At 65.1% G+C, this 23,824-nt stretch carries 19 protein-coding genes and 1 pseudogene; 12 read left to right on the forward strand and 8 right to left on the reverse strand.

The genetic code is table 11. From position 1 onward, the window contains the following. Positions 1 to 29 precede the first annotated feature (29 nt). The 3 genes from GGC64_RS10200 to GGC64_RS10210 form a co-directional block, all read right to left on the reverse strand. On the reverse strand, positions 30 to 1,298 hold the full coding sequence (locus tag GGC64_RS10200) for an Ig-like domain-containing protein (protein WP_225951236.1): 1,269 nt from the start codon (positions 1,296 to 1,298) through the stop codon (positions 30 to 32). 145 nt (positions 1,299 to 1,443) lie between these two features. Beyond that, positions 1,444 to 1,881 carry a DUF1942 domain-containing protein gene (locus GGC64_RS10205; RefSeq protein ID WP_192722236.1) on the reverse strand — a complete coding sequence of 146 codons (438 nt, stop codon included), beginning with the start codon at positions 1,879 to 1,881 and terminating at the stop codon, positions 1,444 to 1,446. Between the two features lie 88 nt (positions 1,882 to 1,969). Further along, the gene (locus GGC64_RS10210) at positions 1,970 to 2,734 is read right to left on the reverse strand and encodes a triacylglycerol lipase (protein WP_192722237.1); all 765 of its coding nucleotides are present in this window, start codon (positions 2,732 to 2,734) and stop codon (positions 1,970 to 1,972) included. A 67-nt stretch (positions 2,735 to 2,801) separates the two neighbouring features. On the opposite strand from GGC64_RS10210, the gene GGC64_RS10215 reads away from it, so the two are divergent. Then, a complete protein-coding gene (locus tag GGC64_RS10215) occupies positions 2,802 to 3,320 on the forward strand; it encodes a phenolic acid decarboxylase (RefSeq protein WP_192722238.1) in 519 nt (172 codons plus the stop codon). Here the strand turns inward: GGC64_RS10215 and GGC64_RS10220 are convergent, their stop codons facing one another. Further along, positions 3,321 to 3,920, reverse strand: a complete 600-nt coding sequence (locus GGC64_RS10220; RefSeq protein ID WP_192722239.1) for a DUF1942 domain-containing protein — start codon at positions 3,918 to 3,920, stop codon at positions 3,321 to 3,323. Positions 3,921 to 4,107: 187 nt separating this feature from the next. Here GGC64_RS10220 and GGC64_RS10225 point away from each other — a divergent pair, with 187 nt between their 5' ends. Next, complete coding sequence (locus GGC64_RS10225; protein WP_192722240.1) at positions 4,108 to 6,453, forward strand: AAA family ATPase; 2,346 nt, start codon at positions 4,108 to 4,110, stop codon at positions 6,451 to 6,453. Here the strand turns inward: GGC64_RS10225 and GGC64_RS10230 are convergent. Further along, positions 6,447 to 6,872, reverse strand: a complete 426-nt coding sequence (locus GGC64_RS10230; RefSeq protein ID WP_192722241.1) for a hypothetical protein — start codon at positions 6,870 to 6,872, stop codon at positions 6,447 to 6,449. The genes GGC64_RS10225 and GGC64_RS10230 overlap by 7 nt on opposite strands. A 96-nt stretch (positions 6,873 to 6,968) precedes the next feature. On the opposite strand from GGC64_RS10230, the gene GGC64_RS10235 reads away from it, so the two are divergent. After that, positions 6,969 to 7,982 (forward strand): TIGR03617 family F420-dependent LLM class oxidoreductase, encoded by a 1,014-nt coding sequence (locus GGC64_RS10235; protein WP_192722242.1) that lies wholly within the window; start codon positions 6,969 to 6,971, stop codon positions 7,980 to 7,982. On the opposite strand, the gene GGC64_RS10240 is transcribed toward GGC64_RS10235, so the two are convergent. After that, positions 7,979 to 8,566, reverse strand: coding sequence for a DUF4232 domain-containing protein (locus GGC64_RS10240; RefSeq protein ID WP_192722243.1), 588 nt, complete (start codon positions 8,564 to 8,566; stop codon positions 7,979 to 7,981). The two genes, GGC64_RS10235 and GGC64_RS10240, sit on opposite strands and share 4 nt — an antisense overlap. 75 nt (positions 8,567 to 8,641) lie before the next feature. Here GGC64_RS10240 and GGC64_RS10245 point away from each other — a divergent pair, with 75 nt between their 5' ends. Both GGC64_RS10245 and GGC64_RS10250 read left to right on the forward strand, forming a co-directional pair. Beyond that, on the forward strand, positions 8,642 to 10,219 hold the full coding sequence (locus GGC64_RS10245; RefSeq protein ID WP_192722244.1) for an FMN-binding glutamate synthase family protein: 1,578 nt from the start codon (positions 8,642 to 8,644) through the stop codon (positions 10,217 to 10,219). 79 nt (positions 10,220 to 10,298) lie between these two features. Next, positions 10,299 to 10,874 (forward strand): hypothetical protein, encoded by a 576-nt coding sequence (locus tag GGC64_RS10250; protein WP_192722245.1) that lies wholly within the window; start codon positions 10,299 to 10,301, stop codon positions 10,872 to 10,874. Here GGC64_RS10250 and GGC64_RS10255 read toward each other — a convergent pair. After that, positions 10,862 to 12,376 (reverse strand): MFS transporter, encoded by a 1,515-nt coding sequence (locus GGC64_RS10255; protein WP_192722246.1) that lies wholly within the window; start codon positions 12,374 to 12,376, stop codon positions 10,862 to 10,864. The two genes, GGC64_RS10250 and GGC64_RS10255, sit on opposite strands and share 13 nt — an antisense overlap. A gap of 298 nt (positions 12,377 to 12,674) precedes the next feature. Here GGC64_RS10255 and GGC64_RS10260 point away from each other — a divergent pair. The 5 genes and pseudogenes from GGC64_RS10260 to GGC64_RS10280 all read left to right on the forward strand — a co-directional run. Next, positions 12,675 to 13,283 (forward strand): annotated as a pseudogene (locus tag GGC64_RS10260) (DUF2293 domain-containing protein); the annotation flags it as partial. Positions 13,284 to 13,394: 111 nt separating this feature from the next. After that, positions 13,395 to 13,841 carry an MmpS family transport accessory protein gene (locus tag GGC64_RS10265; protein ID WP_192722247.1) on the forward strand — a complete coding sequence of 149 codons (447 nt, stop codon included), beginning with the start codon at positions 13,395 to 13,397 and terminating at the stop codon, positions 13,839 to 13,841. Then, positions 13,838 to 16,693 carry an RND family transporter gene (locus tag GGC64_RS10270; protein ID WP_192722248.1) on the forward strand — a complete coding sequence of 952 codons (2,856 nt, stop codon included), beginning with the start codon at positions 13,838 to 13,840 and terminating at the stop codon, positions 16,691 to 16,693. The genes GGC64_RS10265 and GGC64_RS10270 overlap by 4 nt, the downstream gene beginning before the upstream one ends. Positions 16,694 to 16,813: 120 nt before the next feature. Beyond that, positions 16,814 to 17,191 carry a hypothetical protein gene (locus GGC64_RS10275; RefSeq protein ID WP_192722249.1) on the forward strand — a complete coding sequence of 126 codons (378 nt, stop codon included), beginning with the start codon at positions 16,814 to 16,816 and terminating at the stop codon, positions 17,189 to 17,191. 528 nt (positions 17,192 to 17,719) lie between these two features. Further along, positions 17,720 to 19,360 carry an RNA polymerase sigma factor gene (locus GGC64_RS10280; RefSeq protein WP_192722250.1) on the forward strand — a complete coding sequence of 547 codons (1,641 nt, stop codon included), beginning with the start codon at positions 17,720 to 17,722 and terminating at the stop codon, positions 19,358 to 19,360. 25 nt (positions 19,361 to 19,385) lie between these two features. On the opposite strand, the gene GGC64_RS10285 is transcribed toward GGC64_RS10280, so the two are convergent. Further along, the gene (locus tag GGC64_RS10285) at positions 19,386 to 19,901 is read right to left on the reverse strand and encodes a putative immunity protein (protein ID WP_192722251.1); all 516 of its coding nucleotides are present in this window, start codon (positions 19,899 to 19,901) and stop codon (positions 19,386 to 19,388) included. A 56-nt stretch (positions 19,902 to 19,957) separates the two neighbouring features. On the opposite strand from GGC64_RS10285, the gene GGC64_RS10290 reads away from it, so the two are divergent. Together GGC64_RS10290 and GGC64_RS10295 are read left to right on the forward strand one after the other, a co-directional pair. Next, positions 19,958 to 21,583 (forward strand): peptide chain release factor 3, encoded by a 1,626-nt coding sequence (locus GGC64_RS10290; RefSeq protein WP_192722252.1) that lies wholly within the window; start codon positions 19,958 to 19,960, stop codon positions 21,581 to 21,583. A 577-nt stretch (positions 21,584 to 22,160) separates the two neighbouring features. Next, complete coding sequence (locus tag GGC64_RS10295) at positions 22,161 to 23,795, forward strand: fatty acyl-AMP ligase (protein ID WP_192722253.1); 1,635 nt, start codon at positions 22,161 to 22,163, stop codon at positions 23,793 to 23,795. Positions 23,796 to 23,824: the final 29 nt, after the last annotated feature.

A 23,824-nucleotide genomic window follows, 5' to 3' on the forward strand; every position in this document is an offset into this window, starting at 1 on the left:
CCAGAGCCGGGCACTTTAAATAGTGGCCCCTAGGACAGGGCGCTGCCCTTGCGCCACTCGCTCCACGGCATCGTCCAGTCGCCGTTGTCCCACAGCTTCAACGGCGGGCCCCCGGTGTTCCGTACCTCGACGACATCGCCGGGAACCGAAAAGTCGTAGAACCATGCCGCGTTGTCGCTGTTGAGGTTCAGGCAGCCGTGGCTGGTATCGGTGTTGCCCTGCGCCCACACCGTCGCGTTGAGCTGGTGCAGATAAATGCCGTCCTTGCTGATGCGCGTGGCATACGGAATCGTCTCGCGATATCCGAGCCGCGAATTGATCGGCAGCCCGAACGTCGACGAATCCATGATCACCGGATTGGCCTTGTCCATCACGGTGTAGACACCCGGCGGCGTCCAAAAGCTCAGCGTCGTACCGCCAATCGTCTCGGTGCCGCCCATACCCATCGAGGTCGGCATCGTGCGGACCAGCTTGCCGTTGTCGTAGACGCTGACCTGCTTGGTGTTGTCATCGGCGATCGAGACGTGCGAGTCGCCGATCTTGAACGACACATGCTCGTCCTCTTGGCCGTACAGCCCGTCACCGACAAGGGTGCCGTACAGATTGGCCGACACATCAACGGTTGCGCCTGGGGCGTAATACTTTTCGGGCCGCCAGTGCGCGGTCTGATCGTCGAGCCAATTCCACGACCCGGACACGGGCGGGTTGGTCTTGACGACGAGGCGGCGTTCGGCGTTGGCCTTGTTCTCGATGGGCTCGTCGAACTTCGCGACGACGACCATGCCGACGCCGTACGTCGCGCCGTCCTGCAGCAGACCGCCCGCAGTGGTCTCGAGGTACACCTGCGTCTGGTTGCCCGGCGACAGCGTGCTGAAGCTCGACGTCTGGCGCGTCGGCATGCCGTTGGGCCCGCGAGCAGAAATGCTGAGCGTGTAGGTGCGGCCATAGCCCAGCTGAGCGGTCGGCTTCCACACCGTGCCGTCCGGGGTGAGCACGCCGGGGATCACCTTCCCCGAATCACTGCGCATCTCGACGCCGGTGATCGTCCCCGAGGTGGCGGTGACCAGTACGGGACCCGAAGGGCTGACCTCGTCCGCGCCAGGAGCCGGCGCCGTCCACACCGCGGCGGGCTGCGGAGCTGTCGGCTTCGAAACCGCCTGCGGAACGGGAGTCGCCGTCACCGTCGGGCAGTGGTCCCCGCATTCAGGGGTGGTTGACACCACGACCCCGCCAAGTACTGCGAGGATGGCGAGCACGACAGCCAGGCAGGCTCCCTGGACACGGCGAGTAGACGTCAAGTGTTCTCCGTTGGGGTTCGGCGAGGGCCGGGACGGCTCATATCCTAGCCACACGCCAGCGGGCTCGCCGCAGCACCGCCGACCAGCACTGATTCGTAATCGTCTTGTTGCGTGGGCGAATTCAGGCCTTCACCGTCGAGCTTCGCTAAGGCCGCGTGCCGCCCTCACGAGGACCGGGAATCCACGTCAGGAGGTCTTGCACCCCATCGTTGTAAACGACGCTGTTGGGGACGTCGCCGACGACGTCGAAGTACAGCTTGCCCGGCGCCGTGCCACCGATGAAGCGGTAGTTGGCGCCGCTCTGCGCGCGGGCGTTGAACATCGTCACCATGGGAACGGCGCCCCGCGCGTCGACGTTCACGACCGCCTCGTACAACTGGCCGTTGTGGGGCACGGCGTCGGAACTCGGATTCAGACCCTCGACCGTGTACGTGATCGTCGGAAACCCGCTGACCGGATCGAGCAGTGTCTCCGGCTGACCGAATGGCTTGATGTTGCTGGCCGCCGACGCGGGCGCGGTCGTAGCGACCCCCATGCCGACCGTGATCGCTATGGCGGCGACGGTTCCCGTTAACTTCTTCATTGTCCACCCCTGTGTTGTTGCTATGCCGAGTTGGCGTGGTAGTGCCAGCGGTACCCACAGGGCGGCCGTCAAAACGCAACAACGCAGGTCAATCGGGTTTACGGTACGGCCGCCACTGCCCTTCCGGCTGAGCCAGACGGTCGCTGATCACTCGCAAGGTCTCCACGTTGTGCCCGTAGCCGAGGTGAGTGCTGTGCACTTCGACGTTCTCGGTCTCGGGCGCAGGCAGGCTCAGGCAGCACTGCCACGCGACGATGCCGTCGGACTTGCTGTAGATGCAGGTGGTGGGAACCTGAAGCGGCGCCTCCCGCGCAATCCGGGCGGCCTCCGAAACGACTTGGCGAGCTTGTGATTTCCGATTCAGCAGCCGCCACATGCGCCACGCGTGAGTGGCTTGGTGGTTGCCGCGGATCGGCGAGCCGAGCGTGATCACCATCCGCACGTCGTCCGGCTGAGCCCTCGCCAGCTCGCGCGCGAAGATGCCTCCCGCGCTCCAGCCGACCACACTGACTTTGCGTCCGTCATTGCGCGCTCGGATGTCGTCGAGCCGGGCAGGCAACTGCTTGATCATCCCCGGCCGGACTCCGAGGTTGGTACCGAGGCGCCAGTCATACGCGCGGTATCCGAGCCTGCGCAGTAACTGCCTCAGGAACTGAGTGGACGCCGCGCCCGCGAGGAAGCCCGGCAACACCAGTACCGGATGACCGTCCCCCCGCGGCCAGTGCGCCGTCTGGCTCACCGCCCGGCGGGCGGCGACATATTCACCGACGGTGCGCCACTCGCGGGCCAGTAACCAGTAGTCCGGCGGCAGGGCGGCCTCGGCGTCGGGCAACTGGTCACGGTCGTCGCGCATCATGTCTCCTACTACCCCGTTTAGGACAGTGTTGGTCGGGCACCCCGGCCTGTCGAGGAGGTAAATGGTGACCAGCGTCGAAAACCCCGTTCCACCGCAGGATCTGAGCGGCATCGTGGGGCATCGATTCATCTACACCTATGCCAACGGCTGGCAGTACGAGATGTACGTCAAGAATGACCGCACCATCGACTATCGAATACATTCCGGCCACGTCGGCGGCCGTTGGGTGAAGAACCAGGTTGTCGACCTCGTCCAGCTCGACGACGACAGCTTCAAGGTGTCCTGGACCGAGCCGACCGGTACCTCCGTGGCGGTCAACATCATGCCGAGTAAGCGCCGCCTGCACGGCGTGATCTTCTTCCCGCAATGGATCCGTGAGCACGGCGAGCGGACGGTCTGCTTTCAGAATGAGCACCTCGAGCAGATGCACGCGTACCGCGACCAGGGGCCGACGTATCCGATCTACGTCGTCCCGGAATTCGCCTACATCACCTTGTTCGAGTACGTCGGCGCCGACGACGACTCAGTGATCGACACGGCGCCCAGCCAGCTTCCGGCTGGCTGGGCCGACCGCGTCAATTGATCAGCGACGTCCGCCGCCGCCGTTGAACCCTGGCTCAGCCACTTCACCCGGGGTGAGCTCGAAGGGGGCAGGCGCCTCGACTGCAGGAGCGAAGTCGTTGCCGCCCGTCTCATCGCCGCCGCCGGTCGGGGCGCCCCCGATCTCGTCGGTGGTCTCGCCCGCGACGTCCGGGGCACCGCTGGAGATCGGCTTCGGGGAGACCCACACCAGCAGATCCTGGACACCGTCGTTGTAGACAACGCTGTTCGGGGTGTCGCCGACGACGTCGAAATAGATCTTGCCGGGGATTCCGCCGCCGATGAATCGGTAGTTCTCCCCGCTCTCAGCGCGGGCGTTGAACAGCGCGGCGATGGGAATGCCGCCGTCGTTCGTCACCATCGCTTCATACAACCGGCCGTTGTGGGGCACCGCGTCAGAGCTCTTCCTCAGTCCCTGAACCGTGTACGTGATCATCGGGTTGCCGTAGACATCGTTGAGTGACTCCGGCGTGCCGAACGTCTTGATGTTGTTGGCCGCCCCGGCAGGCGCGGCGGTGACTGCACCAAAGCTGAATGCGATTGCTGTGGCGGCTACTACTCCCGCCAGTTTGTTGACCTTCACCTTGACTCCCCTCGTGTGACGACGCTTTAACCTGCGCGAACGTTACCCCTCCGCAGGAAAATCGAAACGCAAATTTCTGATCTTGTTCCGCCCGTGTCGTGTTAACACATGACACCGCCGCCACAACCACCTCTTTGGCAACATTGACCCCACATGCTGGGCTTCCCGCCGCCGCTACCTTGGTCCGGTGGAGATCGTCCTCACCGACGAGTTCAGGCACGCGCTGGCGTTACTCGCCGAGGGCGAGCACCTCTTCCTGACTGGTAAGGCCGGCACCGGTAAGTCGACGCTGATCCGCCGCTTCATGGCCGAGACCGACCGCAACGTCGTGGTGGTCGCGCCCACCGGCATCGCGGCGCTCAACGTCGACGGCTACACGATTCACCGGCTCTTCGGGTTCCGCACGACCACGACGCTGCATGACGTCCGCGACGGCGGCTATCGCCCTGGCCGGTTCACCAAGACCCTGGCGTCGCTGGACACGTTGATCATCGACGAGGCATCGATGGTGCGGGCCGACGTCTTCGACATGTTGGCCGCGGCGCTCGAGCGGTTCGGCCCGTCACCGGGTCAGCCGTTCGGCGGCGTGCAGATCGTGCTTGTCGGGGATCTCTACCAGCTGCCGCCGGTGGTCACCGAAAGCGAAGCCGGCTTCTTCTCTACTACGTACGAAACCCCGTACTTCTTCTCCGCCACCACTTTTCGGCGTGACGACTTCCCCACCGTGGCATTGACGACGGTGTTCCGCCAACTCGGCGACGATCGAATGACCGCTATCCTCAACGAGATCCGCGAAGGTGTGCTGTTGGGTCATGCCCGAGAACAGCTCAACGCCCGGACGGATCCCGACTTCGTACCGCCCGATGGCGAGTTCTGGCTGACGCTTGCGCCGACGAACCGCCTTGTGACGGCCCGCAACCGTCAACAGCTCGAACGCCTGCCCGGCGACGAGTTGGTCCACCACGCTCGGGAATCGGGCGACCTGTCGTTGTTCGACCCGCCGGTCGAGCAGACGCTGCGGTTCAAGGTCGGGGCGCAGGTGATGATGCTCAACAACGATCAGGGCAATCGCTGGGTCAACGGCACCATCGGCCGAATCGTCGGCGTGGACTACGACCGCTTCGGAGCCGTCGTCGAGGTGGAGTTCCCCGACGGCTCATGTGCGGACGTCAGCCCCTACACCTGGGAGGCGACACGGCCCGTGGTGGCGGGTGGCTCGTTGACCCGAGAGGTGATCGGGTCGTACACACAACTGCCGTTCAAGCTGGCGTGGGCCATCACGATCCACAAGAGCCAAGGCCAGACGCTGGACCGGTTGATGGTGGACCTGACGGGCGGGATGTTCTCGACCGGCCAGCTCTATGTCGCGCTGAGCCGGTGCACGTCGATGAACGGGCTGGTGCTGAAACGCCCTGTGCTGCCGAAGGATTTGAAGGTCGACCGCCGCATCGCGCGTTTTTTGCGCGGCGCGGTGCGCGATGATCGGGTGCGACGGTATTGCGCGATCGGCATCCTGACCGTCGGCGACGAAGGGCGTATGTCGCGGCCGCGGCCGGTCGAGCTGGCGGTGGCCTTCGACGACGGGACGGCGCTGTCGACCGTGGTCAATCCGCAGCGCGATTTGGCCGACGCGCGGCAGGCATATGGGATCACGGTGTCCGACGTGTTGTTGGCACCGACACTGCGAGAGGCGTGGGCGGTGATCGCGCCGATGCTGGCCGGCTACACGCCGGTCGGTTTCGGGATCGACGAGACGCTCGGGCTGATCGACTTCGAGCTGAAGCGGCTGGGGCATGTCGCGCCGATGCCGTTGGGACTGAACATATCCGGAAGCGCCGGTGCGTCGACGGCACTGGAGCTGGCACAGGCTGCGCTGCAAGCGCATGCCGGCTCGCAGATTAACGACGGTGGCGCGTCGGCGTTCGACGAGCCGGAGCCCGTTGAATCCGTGTCCGGCCTGCTCGTCAGCCGCGACGGCGACGCACCGACACCCGAAGCGGGCCATCTGCCTGGTTTGTCGGCTTTGCTGCGGGTGAGCCGCGATGTCGGCGCGATCGTCTTGCGGGGCGCATCGGCGGCAGACGTGCAGGGCGCTGAGGAGACGCCGTGGATTGCAGCGGCGCGGCAGTCGGTGGCCGACCAGCTGTGCGCGGCAGCCTCCCGGGCGACGCTGACCGATGAGGTGGTCGAGCGGCTCAGGGAGGCGGAGACTTTTCTGGGCGCCGAGATTCTTTCTGGCGCTTGCATTTCCGAACATCACGATATCGGCGCGACCCTGGTGCCGGGCGCACGGATCTGTTTCACGGGGACGGCGCAGGACGCCAGCGGGCGGGTCGTCGAGCGCGAGGAGATGGAAAGGCTGGCGTCGCGGGCAGGCCTTGCGCCGGTCAAGTCGGTGACGAAGACGCGATGCGAGGTGCTGGTGACAGCCGAGGCGGGCACGCAGTCGGGAAAGGCGCGCAAGGCGCAGGAGTATGGGAAACCGGTGTTTTCGGCCGACGAGTTCTTTGCGTGGGTGCGCAGTCGTCAATAGGACGAGACGCCGTCAATGGAGACGAACATGCCGTGGCCGCTGACGTCGTTGGTCAGCCGGGTGCCGTCGAAGCTCGGCATGACCGTCCATCCCTTGATCCGGTAGGTGTCGCCGTACGTCAGTACCAGGTCTTGGTTCTCGGCGCCGCCGCCGATGTTGCCGTCGGACCAGTTGAAGTTGCCGTCTGCGTCTAATCCTGCGTCGTGCCAGTGACCGTACTGGCCGGCCGGGGCATCGGGAAACCCGTCGGGGCTGGTGCGCTCGCACGTGGCATGGGCCGCGCTGATGACGCATCGCACCTTGCCGGATTCGGTACGGACATATTGATAGTCGTTGGGATCAGCGAAGGCCGACGGGGCCAACACTCCCACTAGTACAAGCGAAGTCAAACCGATGACTGCACCCGTTCTTGCACCCATGATTCCCCCTCGGTCACCACGATTGTGCGTTGCATCCGACACCGCGCGCAGCAAAAGCAGCAAACAGGCACGCCTGCCAGGCGTAGTGTGCCGATGGTGCGCGTCGATGTGATGACGGTTCCGCAGCCACTCGGCAAGGTGAGCGATCTGGCCCGGCGAACGCAGGCGGCCGGGTTCGACGGGATGCTGTTCACCGAGACCGGCCGCACCGCATATCTCACCGCGGCCGTTGCGTCGCAAGCCGCACCCGGTCTGGAACTGTCGACCGGTGTGGCGGTCGCGTTTCCGCGCAGTCCCTTCGTGACGGCCGCGACGGCGTGGGAACTGCAGGAGGCCACCGGCGGCAAGTTCCGCCTCGGCCTCGGCACGCAGGTGCGCACGCATGTGGTGCGGCGCTACGGCGTGGACTTCGAAAAACCGGGCCCACGGCTGCGTGACTATGTGCGCGCGGTCAAAGCCTGCTTCTCCGCGTTTCGCACTAACAAGCTGGACCACCACGGCGAGTTCTACAACCTGGACTTCATCACACCGCAGTGGAGTGCGGGACCGATCGAAGCACCGGATCCGAAAGTCGATGTAGCGGCGGTGAATCCGTGGATGCTGCGGATGGCGGGCGAAGTCGCCGACGGTGTGCATGTACATCCGCTCGGCGAGCCGGGTTATCTATTGCGACACGTCGTACCCAATGTGGCTGAGGGAGCGGCGAAGTCGGGCCGGTCGACCTCCGACATCGCAGTGATCGTGCCGGTGATGACGATCGTCGGCGATAGCGACGAGGAACGCCACAACGAACGCGAACTCGTACGCGCCAGCATGAGCTTTTACGGCAGCACGCCGAACTACGCGTTCATCTGGGACGAGGCGGGGTTCGAGGGGACGACCGCACGCATTCGCGAGAAGCAGAAGGCCGGCGACTTCAAAGGCATGGCCGACCAGATCACCGACGACCACATCGCCACCTTCGCAACCGAGTCGACATGGGATGGCCTGGCCGACGCGCTCACGGCCAAGTATGACGGGGTCGCGACTCGCATCGTGCTGTACAACGCGCTCGGTGATCAGGACCGCTTCGAGCGCTATGGCGCTGTGGCGCAACGCATATCGAACTAGTCCACCGAGCCGATACTGGCATCGCAGATCGGCACGTCGACATTCATCGGGTGCGAAACGAATCCGTTGGGCGGCGTGACCACCAGATTGCCCCAACGCGGGCACGCATTTCCGGTCGCGGTGTCGATCGCATAGGCCGTGACGTCAGCGGTCGCGACGTCGCCGGGATTCAGCGTCAGGTGGTGCGCGGCGTTGGCGGGGCGCCGAGGCACGTTGATCAGCAACCCACCCACCGGCGTGACCAGGTCCGCGCCCGGATAGCCGAAGAGCGTGCAGGAATGCGACGAGGTGTTCTTGAACGACAGGTTCACGTGCCGTTGCGTGTTCGCGGACTCCAGCGGCCCATTGCTGACCGCGAGATCGTCGTCAGTGCAGGGGCCGGCCGCCTCAGGCGCAGGTGACTCAGGCGCCGGGGCCGCGGGCGTGGTGGTCACGGTGACCGTGGCCGGCGCTGCGGTCACCGAAGCCGACGGCGTGGCGGTGACTGTGACGGTCGAAGCCGGTGCGGCAGGCGTCGTCGTCCGCTCGGCCGAACAACCGGCCAGCAGGGCGACCGCGAGTAGAGGCAGCGCGATTTGCTTCATGTCCAACAGGATGGTGCCATCCACTTGGCGGATTCTTGGAGTTTCGGGCCACCGCCACGGGGAAACACTGAGCGCATGAGCCGGGCCGTTCGTACTGTCGCGGCCGCAGCAGCTTCCGCCGTGGGCGCTGTCGTCGCGCGCGACCTCTTCCAACGCAATCACGCACTCCTGCGCAACTTCCCGCTGCTCGGCCACGCCCGGTACCTGATCGAAGCCATCGGCCCCGAGCTGCGGCAATACATCGTCGCGGCCAACGACGAGGAGCGCCCGTTCACGCGCGATCAGCGTCGATGGGTGTACGCGTCGGCGAAGAAGGAGAACAACTACTTCGGCTTCGGCACCGACAACGACCTCGAGTACACCGCAGGCTATCCGGTGATCAAACACCGCACGTTCGGTCGAGCCGTGCCGCGGTCGGCACCCAACGCCTCGCACGAGGTCGACCTGCCGTGCGCCAAGGTGATCGGCGCCGCCCGCAACCGGGCCAAGGCGTTCCGGCCGAAATCTGTCGTCAACGTCTCCGCGATGAGCTTCGGGTCGCTGTCGGGCAACGCCGTCGAGGCGCTCAACCGCGGTGCCGCGCTGGCCGACTGTCTGCACAACACCGGTGAAGGCGGAATCTCGCGCTATCACCGCCACGGCGGCGAGCTCATCTTCCAGATCGGCACGGCCTACTTCGGCTGCCGCGACGCCGAGGGCCGCTTCGACCTCGACAGGCTCAAGGACGTTGTCGCGGGCGCACCGGTGCGGGCCCTGGAGATCAAGTTGAGCCAAGGCGCCAAGCCAAGCCTCGGCGGGCTGTTGCCCGCGCCGAAGGTGTCGGCCGAGATCGCGGAAGCGCGCGGGGTGCCCGAGGGTCGCGACTGCATCAGCCCGTCGCGGCACGCGGAATTCACCGACACCGACGGCCTACTCGATTGGGTGGAAATGCTCGCCGCCGAGACTGGCCTACCCGTCGGTATCAAGTCTGCGGTCGGCGATCTCGAATTCTGGTATGAGCTAACCGATCTCATGCGCGAGACGGGACGCGGCGTCGACTTCGTCACCATCGACGGCGGCGAAGGCGGCACAGGCGCGGCGCCGATGATCTTCACCGACGCCGTCTCGCTGCCGTTCCAGCTAGGCTTTGCTCAGGTGTATCGGATCTTCGCCGAGCGCAATCTGCATGAGGACATCACGTTCATCGGCTCCGGCAAGCTCGGTTTGCCCGACAACGCCGTGGTGGCCTTCGCGCTCGGCTGCGACATGGTCAACGTCGCTCGCGAGGCCATGCTCTCGATCGGCTGCATTCAGGCCCAGAAGTGCCACACCGACACGTGTCCCACCGGTGTCGCCACCCAGAACGCCTGGCTGGCCCGCGGCTTGGTGCCCGAGGTTAAGGCCGCGCGCATGGCGAACTACATCAAGACGTTGCGACGCGATCTGGTCAAGGTGGCCGAGGCCTGCGGGGTGGAGCACCCCGGCCTGATCACCACCGAGTCGGTCGACATCCTCGACGGCCGGACCGCCGCGACACCGCTGCACGAGGTCTACGGGTACAAGCCCGGCATGGGCCTACCGTCGGCGGCCGATCGCGAAGAGATCGTCCGGTTGATGACGGCCACTGAGCCGCAAGGCGGTTCGGCACAACCGTCGCAGTCCGCCGTCGGATAGGGCAGGGAGCGTAGGCGACCGCCCGATCCGCGGGGCCAGTTTGGGATCGGTAGCGCGAGGTCGGTCCTAGCCTTGGACGATGGACACGATCTGGATCGGCCCTGTCGTCTTGATTCTGTTCTTCGGTCTGGCGGTGTATATCAATCGTCGTCGAATGAGCCGTTGGAGTAGGGAAAGTCAGGATTACGAATATCCGGCCAGACAGACCAAACCGCCTCGCTACCTACCCAATCCACGGGTTCCGGGATCGATGGCGAACTATCTGTTGGCGATGACACTTCCCGTGGCGGTTGCACTCGCGGTGGTCGGCTTCTGGCTCGGCGTCACTGACCTCCAGAGATATTCGGAAGGCACGCCGACGAGGGCGACGGTCACCTATTGCGGGGTCGGCTCGCGTAGTAATTGCGAGGCGACATGGAGCATCGGCGGAGTCTCGCAGACCGGGGTGATCAACGGAGGCTTTTGGGATGGCGCCGATCGCGTCGGATCAACGCTCGATGTTCGGGTGAACAACGGCGAGGCCTATACGGCGGGATCAGTTCCCGTCGGTTTCGCGATCGGCGGCGGTTCCGCCGTGGTCGCGATTTCTGCCCTCGTAGCGCTGATTTGGAGGCGCGTCCGGAGTCGTCGCGCTGTCGGCGCTCAGGGCGTGTAGGGCCGAGCGGCACCCTCCGCGCGGACCGAGCCCCTACGTCGCCCGACGCCCTCGGCGGCCAGCGGCGTCGCGATCTCCTCCAACGACTTGCCTTCGGCGTCGACCGCAAGGAACCAGGCGGTGAGGCCACCTGCGATCATCACGGCGGCACCAAGCAGATAGCCGAGGAACAGCAGGAACGGTTGAGAGCCGTCGCCGATCAGCGCGCCGTAGATGACCGGGCCCAGGGCACCGAAGCATTGCGCGATGGAGAAGAACACCGCAATTGCCTTGGCCCGGACCTCGAGCGGAAATATCTCGCTCACAGTCAGATACGCGGCGCTGGCGCCTGCCGACGCGAAGTAGAAGATGATGCACCAGGCGATGGTCTGGGTGATGGCATTGAGCATCCCGGCGTTGAACAGCACCGCGCTGACGGCGAGCAGCAGACCGGACAGCACATATGTGCCTGCGATCATCTTCTTGCGGCCGATCGTGTCGAAGTAATGCCCAATGGTCAACGGGCCGGTGAGATTTCCGACGGCGAACGCGATCAGATAGAGCGGGGTCGACCCGGAGGCGACGCCGTAGAACTTGCCGAGCACCAAGGTGTAGGTGAAGAAAATCGCGTTGTAAAGAAATGACTGACTGATCATCAGCACCGCGCCGAGGATGGACCGACTTGGGTAGTCGCGGAACAGGACTCGGGTCAGCGCGATATAGCCGATCTTTTCGGTCGGCCGCAGCTCGATGGCCTTGCTCTCGTCCACCGGAGGCAGTGTCTTGCCGGTGGCCTCCACCTCTTGCTCGATGTAGGAGATCGACTGCTCGGCGGCATCCACGCGGCCGTTCATCACCTGCCAACGCGGGCTCTCCGGCAGGTTGCGTCGCACCACCAGAATCACCAGGCCCAACACGGGACCGATGAGGAATGCCAGCCGCCAACCCAGGCTGAGGTCAATGGCTTTGAGGAAGACGAACGTGCCCAGTGTGCCGAGAATCGCACCGCCCCAGTAGGTTCCGTTCACGGCGATGTCGACGCGGCCGCGGAAGCGGGCCGGAATCAGCTCGTCGATCGCGGAGTTGATCGCGGCGTATTCGCCACCGATACCCATGCCAGCGATGAACCGCGTGACGTACAACCACACGACCCAACCCGGCCCGTTACCGAGTGTCAGCGCTGTCAGGCCGCTACCGAAGAGGTAGACGCCCAACGTGATCATGAAGAGGTTGCGTCTGCCGAGCTTGTCCGAGAGCCGGCCGAAGAACAGCGCGCCGACGACCTCGCCGGCCAGGTACACGCTGGCGATGAAGCCGACCGCGGCCGACGACAGCCCAAGCGTCTCGGGCTGGGTGAGGGTGTCGGCCACGGAACTGGCCACGGTGATCTCTAGACCGTCCAGGATCCAGGCCACACCGAGCGCGACGACGATGCGGGTGTGGAACGGCGACCACGGCAATCGATCGATGCGTGCGGGAATGGTGCTGCGGATTATGCCTTGCGTCTCGGCGGGCGCTGCCATGATCGCCTCCTTGCGAACAGGACAAATAATGGACACCGCTTTCCCGCGGCGGTGTGATCGCAAACCTGTCGCCATAACTGCCGGCGAGCGGCGCGTCCACAGATCAATGCAGAAATGCCCGGCTCGAAGCGACAATGTCGCTGGCACCGACACTGTCGCCAAGAGCTGGGCATTTCGACAACAACTGTGGTGGAGAGCGAGCCATTTGCAGCACGCAAAATTCGTGAAACCGCCGTCGGCGGACACCCCCTAGGCTCGATTTGTGGGACGCATCGTCGTGTTGTCTGCGGATCGAGGGTGGACATGTGCATCCTGTGGCGGCACCGGCGATTTCCTACGCATGCACAAGTCCGGTCCGATGTGTCTTGACTGCACCGACCTCGGCCACCTCGAGTTCCTGCCGTCCGGTGACGCCACGCTCACCCGGCGCGCCCGCAAGGCCAGCGGACTGTCCGCCGTCGTGGTGCGGTGGAGCGTGCGACGCAGTCGCTATGAGCGGCAAGGCATTCTGGCGGAACCGGCTGCAGTCGAACGCGCCGCACGCGAATGTCTCTGCCACACCGGTGTGCGCACTCGCCGAACCGATCAGCGGGTGCAGTTTCGCGCCGAGTTCGCCGCCGCGATCCGCGAGCAGTTTCCGGGGTGTCCACCTGACCGCGCCGAGGCGATCGCACTTCATCAGGCGGCGCGCTGCAGCGGCCGGCTGGGACGCAGCGCAGCCCGGCCGGCCCTCGACGCCGACGCCGTACGACTCGCTGTGGTCGCGTCGGTTCGCCACGTCGACACCGACTACGACGACCTGCTCATGTCGGGTCTCGACCGCGAAACTGCTCGCGTGCGGGTGCAGCAGCGGGTCGAGGACGTCATCGATGCGTGGCGCCACGGGGTCACGATGCTCGACGGATAGCCCTCCGCTTGTCCGGTCCGCCCCCGTACCGTAGTGTCAACCAAGTTGATATCCCACGGAGGGATGTCATGCCGTCCGTCAACGTGTCACCAGTCGTCGAAAGGGTCACGGATGCAGCGGGTTTCCATCGGAAGCCGATTGTTGCGACGGTGGACGGTGCTGGTGGCAGTAGTCGTTGTGGCGATTGCTGGGTTCGCTGTGTATCGGCTGAACGGCATCTTCGGTTCCAAGCACGTCACCTCAACTCCCGACGCCGCGGCCAATGAGATTCATCCGTTCAACCCCAAGCACGTAGTCATGGAGGTGTTCGGCCCCCCTGGCACGGTCGCGACCATCACCTACCTGGACATCAACGCCCAACCGCAGCGGGTCGACGCCGCGCAGCTGCCGTGGGCCTATGACACGACCACCACCCAACCGGCCGTCTTCGTCAACGTCTCCGCCCAGGGCGACAGCGACTCCATCGGCTGCCGGATCAAGATCGACGACGTCGTCAAGGACGAAAGAACGGTCAACACGTTGAACGCCTTCACCTACTGCTTGGACAAGTCCGGATGAGCCATTACGTCGCCGAACGCCCGACTCTGACGAATCGCGTCGCCAAGTGGATTCGTTGGTTCTGCGTGCCGATCGTGTTGTTCTGGGTGGCCGTCGCAGCACTGACCAACGTGTTCGTCCCGCAGCTCGAAAAAGTCGGTGAAGAGCACAACGTCGCGTTGAGCTCCCCGAGTTCGCCTTCGCTGCAAGCATTTCAGCGCATCGGCAAGGTGTTCCACGAGTTCAACTCCGACAGTGCCGCGATGGTGGTGCTCGAGGGTGACCAGCCGCTTGGCGCCGACGCACACCGCTATTACGACGAGCTGGTCAAGCGGTTCAACGAGGACACCAAGCACGTCCAGCATGTGCAGGACTTCTGGGGTGACCCGCTGACCGCGGCGGGCTCGCAGAGCGCCGACGGGAAGGCCGCATACGTCCAGGTGTTCCTCTCCGGCAACCAGGGCGAGCAATTGTCGCTGGAGTCGGTCGACGCGCTGCGCGACATCATCGCCAAGACGCCAGCGCCGCCGGGTATCCACGCCTACGTCGCGGGCTCGGCAGCCCAGATCGCCGATCAGTTCGCGGTGGGCAACGAAAGCACCAATTTCGTCACGGCGTTGACCGTCGGCGTCATCGCCATCATGTTGCTCATCGTCTACCGGTCGCCGGTGACCATGCTCCTGGCGCTCGTCACGGTGCTCATCGAGATGGCCGCGGCCCGCGGGATCGTGTCGTTCCTGGCGAATGTCGGACTCATCGGGCTGTCGACGTATTCGACCAACATCCTCACCCTGTTGGTCATCGCCGCGGGCACCGATTACGTCATCTTCTTACTGGGCCGCTATCACGAGAGACGCAACGAGGGCGACGAGCGTGAGGTCGCCTTCTACGACATGTATCGCGGCACGTCGCACGTGATACTCGGGTCAGGGCTGACGATCGCGGGTGCAGTGGCCTGCCTCTACTTCACCCGCCTGCCCTACTTCCAGAGCCTCGGGATTCCGGCCGCGATCGGGGTGGTCGTCGCGCTGCTCGCCTCGTTGACGCTGGCGCCCGCGGTGCTGGTGATCGGCGGTCGCTTCGGCCTGCTGGATCCCAAACGCAAGACGGCCAAACGGGGTTGGCGGCGGATCGGCACGGCGATAGTTCGGTGGCCGGGACCCATCCTGGTCGCCACGCTGGCGCTGGCCTTCATCGGTCTGGCGTCGCTGGCGGGTTACACGGTGAGTTACGACGTCAGTCAGTACATGCCGGCGAGCGCGCCGTCCAATGTAGGAAACGCCGCCGCGGAGCGTCACTTCTCGAAGGCACGGCTGAATCCGGAACTGCTGATGGTCGAAACCGACCACGATCTACGCAATCCCACCGACATGATCCTGTTGGAACGGGTCGCCAAGGCCGTCTTCCACACCGACGGCGTTGCGCAGGTGCAGTCGATCACCCGGCCGTTGGGCACGCCGCTGGACCACACGTCGATTCCGTTTCAGATCAGCGCGAACAGTGCGGCGCAGCTCAACAACCTGCCTTTCCAACAGGACCGCGCCAACGACCTGCAGAAGCAGGTGAGCGTCATCAACGACTCGATCAACATCCTGCGGCAGCAGTACGCGCTGCAGCAGCAGTCGAGTGCGGTGACGCACGAACAGACGGTGGCGTTTCAGCAGACGGTGGTCGTGGCGCAGGAGTTGCGGGACAAGATTGCGAACTTCGACGACTTCTTCCGGCCGATCCGCAACTACTTCTATTGGGAGCCACACTGTTACGACATCCCGATCTGCTGGGCGTTGCGCTCCCTGTTCGACGCGTTGGACGGCATCAACGACTTAACCGACCAGCTGGCCAATGTGTCGGGCAGCATCGCGAAACTGGATGAGCTGCAGCCCAAGCTGCTCGCGTTGATCCCGCCGCAGATCACCAATCAGCAGACCAACCGCGACTTGACGATGACGAACTACGCGACGCAGTCGGGTCTCTACGACCAGAGTGGGGCGGCGCTGCAGAATTCGACCGCGCTTGGCCAGGCGTATGACGCATCGAAGACCGACGACTCGTTCTACCTACCGCCCGAGGCGTTCAGCAACCCCGAGTTCCTGCGCGGGCTGAAGTTGTTCCTCTCGCCGGACGGCAAGGCCGCGCGGATGATCGTCACCCACGACGTGGATCCGGCGACGCCCGAGGGTCTTTCGCACATCGAGGCGATGCGGCACTCCGCGATGGAAGCGGTCAAGGGCACGCCGTTGGCCGGGTCCAAGATCTATCTCGGTGGAGAAGCCTCCACGTACAAGGATATTCAAGACATGGCGCGCTACGACCTGATCATCGCCGGCATCGCGTCGCTGTGCCTCATCTTCCTGATCATGTTGTTCATCACGCGCAGCCTGGTCGCGGCGCTGGTGATCGTGGGCACGGTGGCGTTGTCGTTGGGCGCATCGTTCGGCCTTTCGGTGTTGGTGTGGCAGCACCTACTCGGCGTGGACTTGTACTGGGTGATATTGCCGTTGGCGGTGATCCTGCTGCTGGCCGTCGGATCGGATTACAACCTGCTGCTGGTCTCCAGATTCAAGGAGGAGATCCATGCCGGCATCAACACCGGCATCATCCGGTCGATGGCGGGCAGTGGTTCGGTGGTGACCGCGGCGGGGCTGGTGTTCGCCTTCACCATGGCGTCGTTCATCTTCAGCGACTTGCGGGTGCTCGGTCAGATCGGGACGACGATCGCGCTGGGGCTGTTGTTCGACACGTTGATTGTGCGGTCGTTCATGACGCCGTCGATCGCGGCGCTGCTCGGCCGGTGGTTCTGGTGGCCGGTGCGGGTGCGCCAGCGGCCGATCCCACAGAGGTTCGGAGAGGATCGGCAGCTGGCGCTGTTCTAGCTGGCAAAACGAACCTCTTCAGATTTCTTTTCAAAAAAGTGTGGGAGACGGGACCGCCGGCCGCTCCTAACGGGTGAACGCAGCCCACCAGGGGCTGCGACGACCCTGAAGGAACAAATCATGACCAGCACCAACACCACACGGAAGCGGTGGATCGCTGCGACCGCCAAGATCGTCATCGCATCCGGCGCCATCGCCGCCGGCGCCATGGCTCTGTCCCCCGCCGCTCAGGCGGACGCCCAGTTCGACGCGTTCAAGCAGTCCTGCGTCAGCAACCCCGGCGCGTATGTGGCCGGCGCCGTGCGCGGCGAATACAGCGTGGGGGACATCGTTCCCGGCCTCTATACCGACCAGATCTGCTCGCTATACGGCCCGGCCAAGTATGTGTGGGTGCTGGGCCATCCCGTCCCGGCTCCCAACAGCAATAAGCACCTTGGCGACTACACGCGGCGGGCCTACACCCCTCCGCCTGGTCCTGGCCAGGTGAACCCCGGTTAACCGACGACACCACGACCTCGAGAACATCATGGCCAGCACCAGTTCCACACGACGGCGACTGAGGGCTTTAATCCTTTTGGTCCTCCTCGTTTTCGGCCGTTTGGGTGTCGTTGCCGCCATCACGGCGCCCACGTCATCCGCCCCACACGCAGACCCGCAGTTCGATGCGTTCAAGCAAACCTGTCCTGCCGACCCGTGGTCCTATGAACCACGGGCGGTTCGCGGCGTCTACCGCGAGCGGCCGGCCGCTAGCGGTGCGATTGACCAGATTTGCTCGCTGTACGGTCCGCCGGAGCCTTCATTTCCCGAGGGCAAATGGCTGCGTGACTACACAATGCGGAACTGCCCCCAGCCACAGGGCGCCCGACCCGTTGACACGCCACCGCCTCCGACAGCTGTCGGTTCAGCGGCTTCGCTGGCAACCCCGATGACGGCGGGGTAGGTCGTGGTGATTTTCATTGCACAGCGCTGGCAAGGAGGCCATGATGAGGTACTTACCATTTGCCGGGAGCCGGCTGGGGGCAAGCTATGACGAGTACCCATGTGGCACCCGCGCTGGCCGATGACGACGCCACGCTTGCCCGCGCCGCCGCGGCCGGAAACCAGAAGGCGTTCGCGGCGATCTATGACCGCTACGCCGACCGGCTTCATGACTTCTGCGTCGGAATGCTGCGTGATCGGCACGCCGCCGCGGACTGTGTGCAGGACGTGTTCGTGACGGCCGCCAGCCGACTGGCCCAGTTGCGAGAACCGGAACGCCTGCGTTCGTGGCTGTACGCCATCGCCCGCAACGAGGCGCTGGCCGTGATCCGGGCCCGGCGGCGCGAACTCCCCAGCGAAGAACTGCCGGAGATCACGAACCGCCAGCCCGACCTCGCGACCCTGGCCGCGCGGAGCGAGCTGGCCGATCTCATCAGCGACGCATGCGGTGGGCTCGCAGAGCGTGATCAGGTGGTGCTCGAGCTGTCGTACCGAAAAGGCTTGGCGGGGCCGGAACTTGCTGAGGCCCTTGGTGTTACGCCAAGAAACGCCAATGTCCTGGTCGAGCGGTTGCGCGACACCATCGCGCGGTCGCTGGGCGCGCTGCTCGTCTGCCGCCAGGTGCGCGCCAACCCTGCCAAGTGCCCAGAATTGGCTGCGCTGATTGAACATTGGGATGGCCAGTTCACAGTGTTGATGCGTAAGCGCGCGGCTCGCCATATCGACGGCTGCCCTCGATGCGAGCAGCAGCGGGCGAGCATGGTCACTCCGGCAGCACTTCTGGGTGCCGCACCAGTGATCGTCCCGGCCCCCGCCTGGTTGCGCGAGCACACCCTGTCACAAGGCATGCAAGCGTTGCCATCCGGACCGTCGGCGTCGACCGGCGGCGGTCCGGATGGCAACGAATCATGGTGGCCCCCAAATGATTTGGATACTACCGATCTTCCCGACGGTCCGCTCGAGGCTGCCAAGCCGCCCTCTGAAGCGACATCGGCATCCGGCGGAACGACGAAATTCCTCAAGCGCCATGTCTGGGCGGCGGTCGGAGTGGCGGGGGTAGTCGTCGCAGGCGGCGTCGCCCTCGTCGAGGTGCCGCAGATCTATTCCGTGCACCCGGCCGTCTCGACTGACCATCCCACGACAGCACCGTCACCATCGGCGTCGGCAACGGCGACCGTGCCGAGGCCGTCGGGCAACGTCGCGAAGACCGGATCACCGGATTCCCCGACTACATTGCCTCCAACGCCTGCCTCTACCGTGACTCCAGGTGGCTCGCGTGTCCCTGTGCAGACGCCGGAACCAAGCGAGGCCCTGCCGACACCGACGCCCGGCAGGGGCCGCCAGAGCGAGCCGCCGCCCAGTACCCCGACTAAACCATCTGCGCCACAAGGCAATTCGGGCGGACCGACCAAACCGCCAGCCGGATCCGGTGGATCGGGCCAACCGCCGAGCGGGTCGGGTGGCTCGGGCTCGGGCGGGTCGACCGGTGGCTCGGGCTCGAGCGGGTCGTCCAGCGGATCCTCCAGTGGTTCGTCGGGAGGTTCCGGTGGCGGACCAACCGCCCCGACCTCCCAAGCAGGCAAGACAGCCGCGCCTGGACACCTACCGTCTGGTGAAACCGGCATCGGTGGCGGCTCCAACAACTGCGTCCCGCCGACGTGCATACCGACCAACGGGCCTGCCAGGTAACCGTCAGAACTGTTGGCGCCTTGGCCTAGCAGTCAAACACCGACCAGCAGAGGTCATTTCGCAAGCGTTGGTCGTCGACGACGAGATCGCGGATCGCCGCCGGGAGTTGCTCACGCTGCCATTGGCATTCACGCCTTCCAGCGGCCTCACCTTCGCCGTGCGGCGCGGCAGCACGTACCGCCTTTATCGCGTAGGCGGCTGCACCAAGCTCGTGTGCTGCGACATGTGCGACGACTGCGGCCTGGCCGGCAGCGTAGGCGGCATACCGGGGCGCCCCACGCAAGTCCCTGGCCGCGCCCATGGCGTGGCCGCCGGCGGCGCGCGCTTGCATCATCTTGACCTCGCCGCGCACCCAGGCGCGGGCATGCTCGATCGCTTGACGCGGCCTCGGGTCCTGCGGCCGAACCGACTCGAAACAGTGAAGGACATGCTCAGCGCACTGTGCTGCCCACAGCGCAAGGAGATGATGGTCTGAATCTGTGAGCGTCCCGCCGCGGCGGATCGTCACCAGGCGAGGGTCCCGGACTTTCGAAAGGATCATCGCATCCATTGTCGATTACTGGTTTGACCTCGCGGGCCAATACCATCGCTGGTGCTATGACCGACAATGCCCTGGTCGCTCCCGCGACCCCCGACACCGTTTCAGCTGGCCGTATCGGGGCTGAGGCGGCCCGCCGCCGTACCTTCGCCGTGATCAGCCATCCCGACGCCGGCAAATCCACGTTGACCGAGGCGCTGGCGCTGCACGCCCGGGCCATCACCGAGGCCGGCGCGGTGCACGGTAAAGCGGGCCGCCGCTCGACGGTGTCGGACTGGATGGAGATGGAGAAGGCCAGGGGCATCTCGATCACCTCGACGGCGTTGCAGTTCCCGTACCGCACCTGCGTGATCAACCTGCTCGACACCCCGGGCCACGCCGACTTCTCCGAGGACACCTACCGGGTGCTCACGGCCGTCGACTCCGCGGTGATGCTGATCGACGCCGCGAAAGGCCTTGAGCCGCAGACGCTGAAGCTGTTTCAGGTGTGCAAGCACCGACGGATCCCGATCATCACGGTGATCAACAAGTGGGACCGGCCCGGCCGCCACGCCCTGGAGCTGATGGACGAGATCCAGGCCCGCATCGGGCTGCGCCCCACTCCCCTGACCTGGCCTGTCGGCATCGCCGGCGACTTCAAAGGCGTGCTCGACCGCCGAAGTGGCAACTACGTCCGGTTCACCCGGACCGCAGGTGGCGCCACCGCTGCTCCCGAAGAGCACATCGCCGCGGCCGACGCCCATAGCGCCGCCGGAGTCGACTGGGACAACGCCGTCGAGGAGTCTGAACTGCTGTCCGCCGACGGTTCCGACTACGACCGCGAGCAGTTCCTGAGCGGCGCGACCACCCCGGTGCTGTTCACGTCCGCGGCGTTGAACTTCGGGGTCAATCAGCTGCTCGACGTGCTCGTCGACATCGCGCCGCCACCCAGCGGTGCGCTCGACGTCGACGGGACACGGCGCGGCACCGAATCACCTTTCAGCGCTTTCGTTTTCAAGGTGCAGGCCGGAATGGACTCCGCGCACCGCGATCGCATCGCCTATGCACGCGTGGTCTCGGGCACCTTCGAACGCGGCGATGTGCTCACCCACGCCGCCACCGGCAAGCCGTTCGTCACCAAGTACGCGCAATCGGTGTTCGGGCAGCAACGCGCCACGCTGGATACGGCCTGGCCAGGAGATGTGATCGGACTGGCCAACGCCGCCACCCTGCGCCCGGGCGACACGCTGTATCGCGACGTCCCGGTGCAATATCCGCCGATACCGAGCTTCTCCCCCGAGCATTTCGCGGTGGCCCGCGGCACCGATCCCAGTAAGCACAAGCAGTTTCGCCGCGGGATCGAACAGCTCGAGCAGGAGGGCGTCGTTCAGGTGCTCCGCTCAGACCGCCGCGGCGACCAGGCTCCGGTACTCGCAGCCGTCGGTCCGATGCAGTTCGAAGTGGCTACTCACCGGATGGCCACCGAGCTCAGCGCCCCGATATCGCTGGAGTCACTGCCCTACCAAGTCGCGCGGATCCTCGACCCCGCCGACGCCGAATTCATGGCCAAGCAGGTGTCCTCCGAGGTCCTGACACGCACTGACGGGGTGATGCTTGTGCTGTTCTCCACCCGTTGGCGGCTGGAAGGTTTCCAACGCGACAACCCCGACGTGAAGCTGGGATCGTTGGTGGCGGCGGAGGGGTAAACCCGGCAAACAGCACCTCAAGGCTCTTTCGGGCTCGCCGCGGTCGCAAGCAAGGACATAACGACGTCATCACAAAGGGGTACGGCAGATCTCGACAGGCCAGAAATGTCGACCTGAGGGCGGTCTAGGCGGTACGGTCCAAGCGGGTTGACTCTCCAGCCTCGCGGAAACGTCACGGCGGCGATCTGACCTCCCCGCCGGAAAAGGGCGCCTGAGCCCCGACGTCAGCCGATCTTCACGGTTGCGCATGACGCAGGGGGGTCCCGTGTCTGCTTGTTCGTCGTTTATAACGACTTGGGCGGATCTCGGCGCGCGTGTGCGTTGCCCCGCTGCCGGGTCTGTACAGTCTGTCTGTCTGCAACGTAAGGCACCACGCTTCATCCGGGGCGAGGTGACCATCTGGGGTGTACACAGAGGAGACCCGCACCTCCGCACTCATCGTCGGCCCCTTGGCAGGGCTGCACGACGGTCGAACCCCAGCGGCTCGCGCATCATCGCCACGCGCAGCGTCCCCAGCTCGCTGGATGACTCGAACAACCTCCACAGGCGTCAAAACGTCTATGTCTAAAGGACTTTCGTGAGCCAATTCACCGAGACAATGTTCACCAATGCGAAATGGAGCATGCGGAGCTTCATTACCGGAGAGCCGCATGAACCGCTTCGGCAGAGCTGGGCCGAAGTTCACCAGCGCGCCGCGCGAATCGCGGGCGGACTGGCCGCCGCCGGCATCGGGCACGGTGATGCCATCGCGGTGCTGGCGGGCGCGCCTGTCGAGATAGCGCCTACCGCCCAAGGGATTTGGATGCGCGGCGCCAGCGCGACGATGCTGCATCAGCCGACGCCCCGCACCGATCTGGTGCGGTGGGCAGACGAGACGACGGCCGTCATCAACATGATTTCAGCGAAAGCCGTCATCGTTTCCGATCCGTTCATGGCCGCGGCGCCGGTGCTGGCCGAACTCGGCATGACGGTGCTGACCATCGAGGCACTGCTCGCGAACGCCCCTGTTGGACCCGTCAAGAGCTACGACGACGACATCGCGTTGATGCAGCTGACATCGGGCTCAACGGGTTCGCCGAAGGCCGTCCAGATCACGCACGCCAACATCGTCGCCAATGCCGAGGCGATGATGGAAGGCTGCGACTTCGACCTCGACACCGACGTGATCGTGAGCTGGCTGCCGTGCTTCCATGACATGGGCATGACGGGCTACCTCACGGTGCCGATGTACATCGGCGCCGAGCTCGTCAAGATCACGCCAATGGACTTTCTGCGGGATACGTTGTTGTGGGCCAAGCTGATTGACAAGTACCGCGGCACCATGACCGCTGCTCCGAACTTCGCCTACAACCTGTTCGCGAACCGGTTGCGCAAGCAGGCCAAGCCCGGGGAGTACGACTTGTCGTCGCTGCGGTGGGCGCTGTCGGGGGCGGAGCAGGTGGACCCCGTCGACGTCGAGGATCTTTGCGAGGCGGGCGCCCCATTCGGGCTGCGCCCTGAGGCGATCATCCCCGCCTACGGCATGGCCGAGACGACGGTGGCCGTGTCGTTCTCCGAATGTGGCGGCGGCATGAAGGTCGACGAGGTGGACGCCGATCTGCTGTCCGTCCTGCATCGCGCGGTCCCCGCGACACGCGGAAACACCCGGCGACTGGTCACCCTGGGCCAGCCGCTGAAAGGCATGGAGCTACGCGTCATCGATGAGGACGGCGCGGTGCTGGGACCGCGCGCAGTCGGCGTCATCGAGGTGCGCGGCGAGCCTGTGACCCGCGGATACACCACGGTGGCCGGGTTCATCGAGGCGCAGGACGCGCGGGGCTGGTACGACACCGGCGACCTCGGCTACCTGACCGAAACCGGCGATGTGGTGGTGTGCGGACGCCTCAAGGACGTCATCATCATGGCGGGCCGCAACATCTACCCCACCGACATCGAACGTGCGGCGGGCCGCGTATTCGGGGTGCGCCCGGGATGTGCGGTCGCGGTGCGGCTGGATGCCGGGCTGTCGAGGGAGACCTTCGCGGTCGCGGTGGAGTGCAAGGAATTCGATGATCATGAACAGATTCGCCGGGTGGAACGCCAGGTAGCGCACGAAGTTTTCGCCGAGGTCGACGTGCGGCCGCGAAACGTCGTCGTGCTCGCGCCCGGCATGATCCCGAAGACTCCGTCGGGCAAGCTGCGACGCGCGCACGCATTGTCACTCGTCAACTGACATGGCCTTGCCCGGCGAGTAAGTTCCAA

Origin of the sequence: Mycobacterium sp. OAS707, from assembly GCF_014873705.1 — a bacterium.
In the GTDB taxonomy this organism is placed as follows: Bacteria; Actinomycetota; Actinomycetes; order Mycobacteriales; family Mycobacteriaceae; genus Mycobacterium.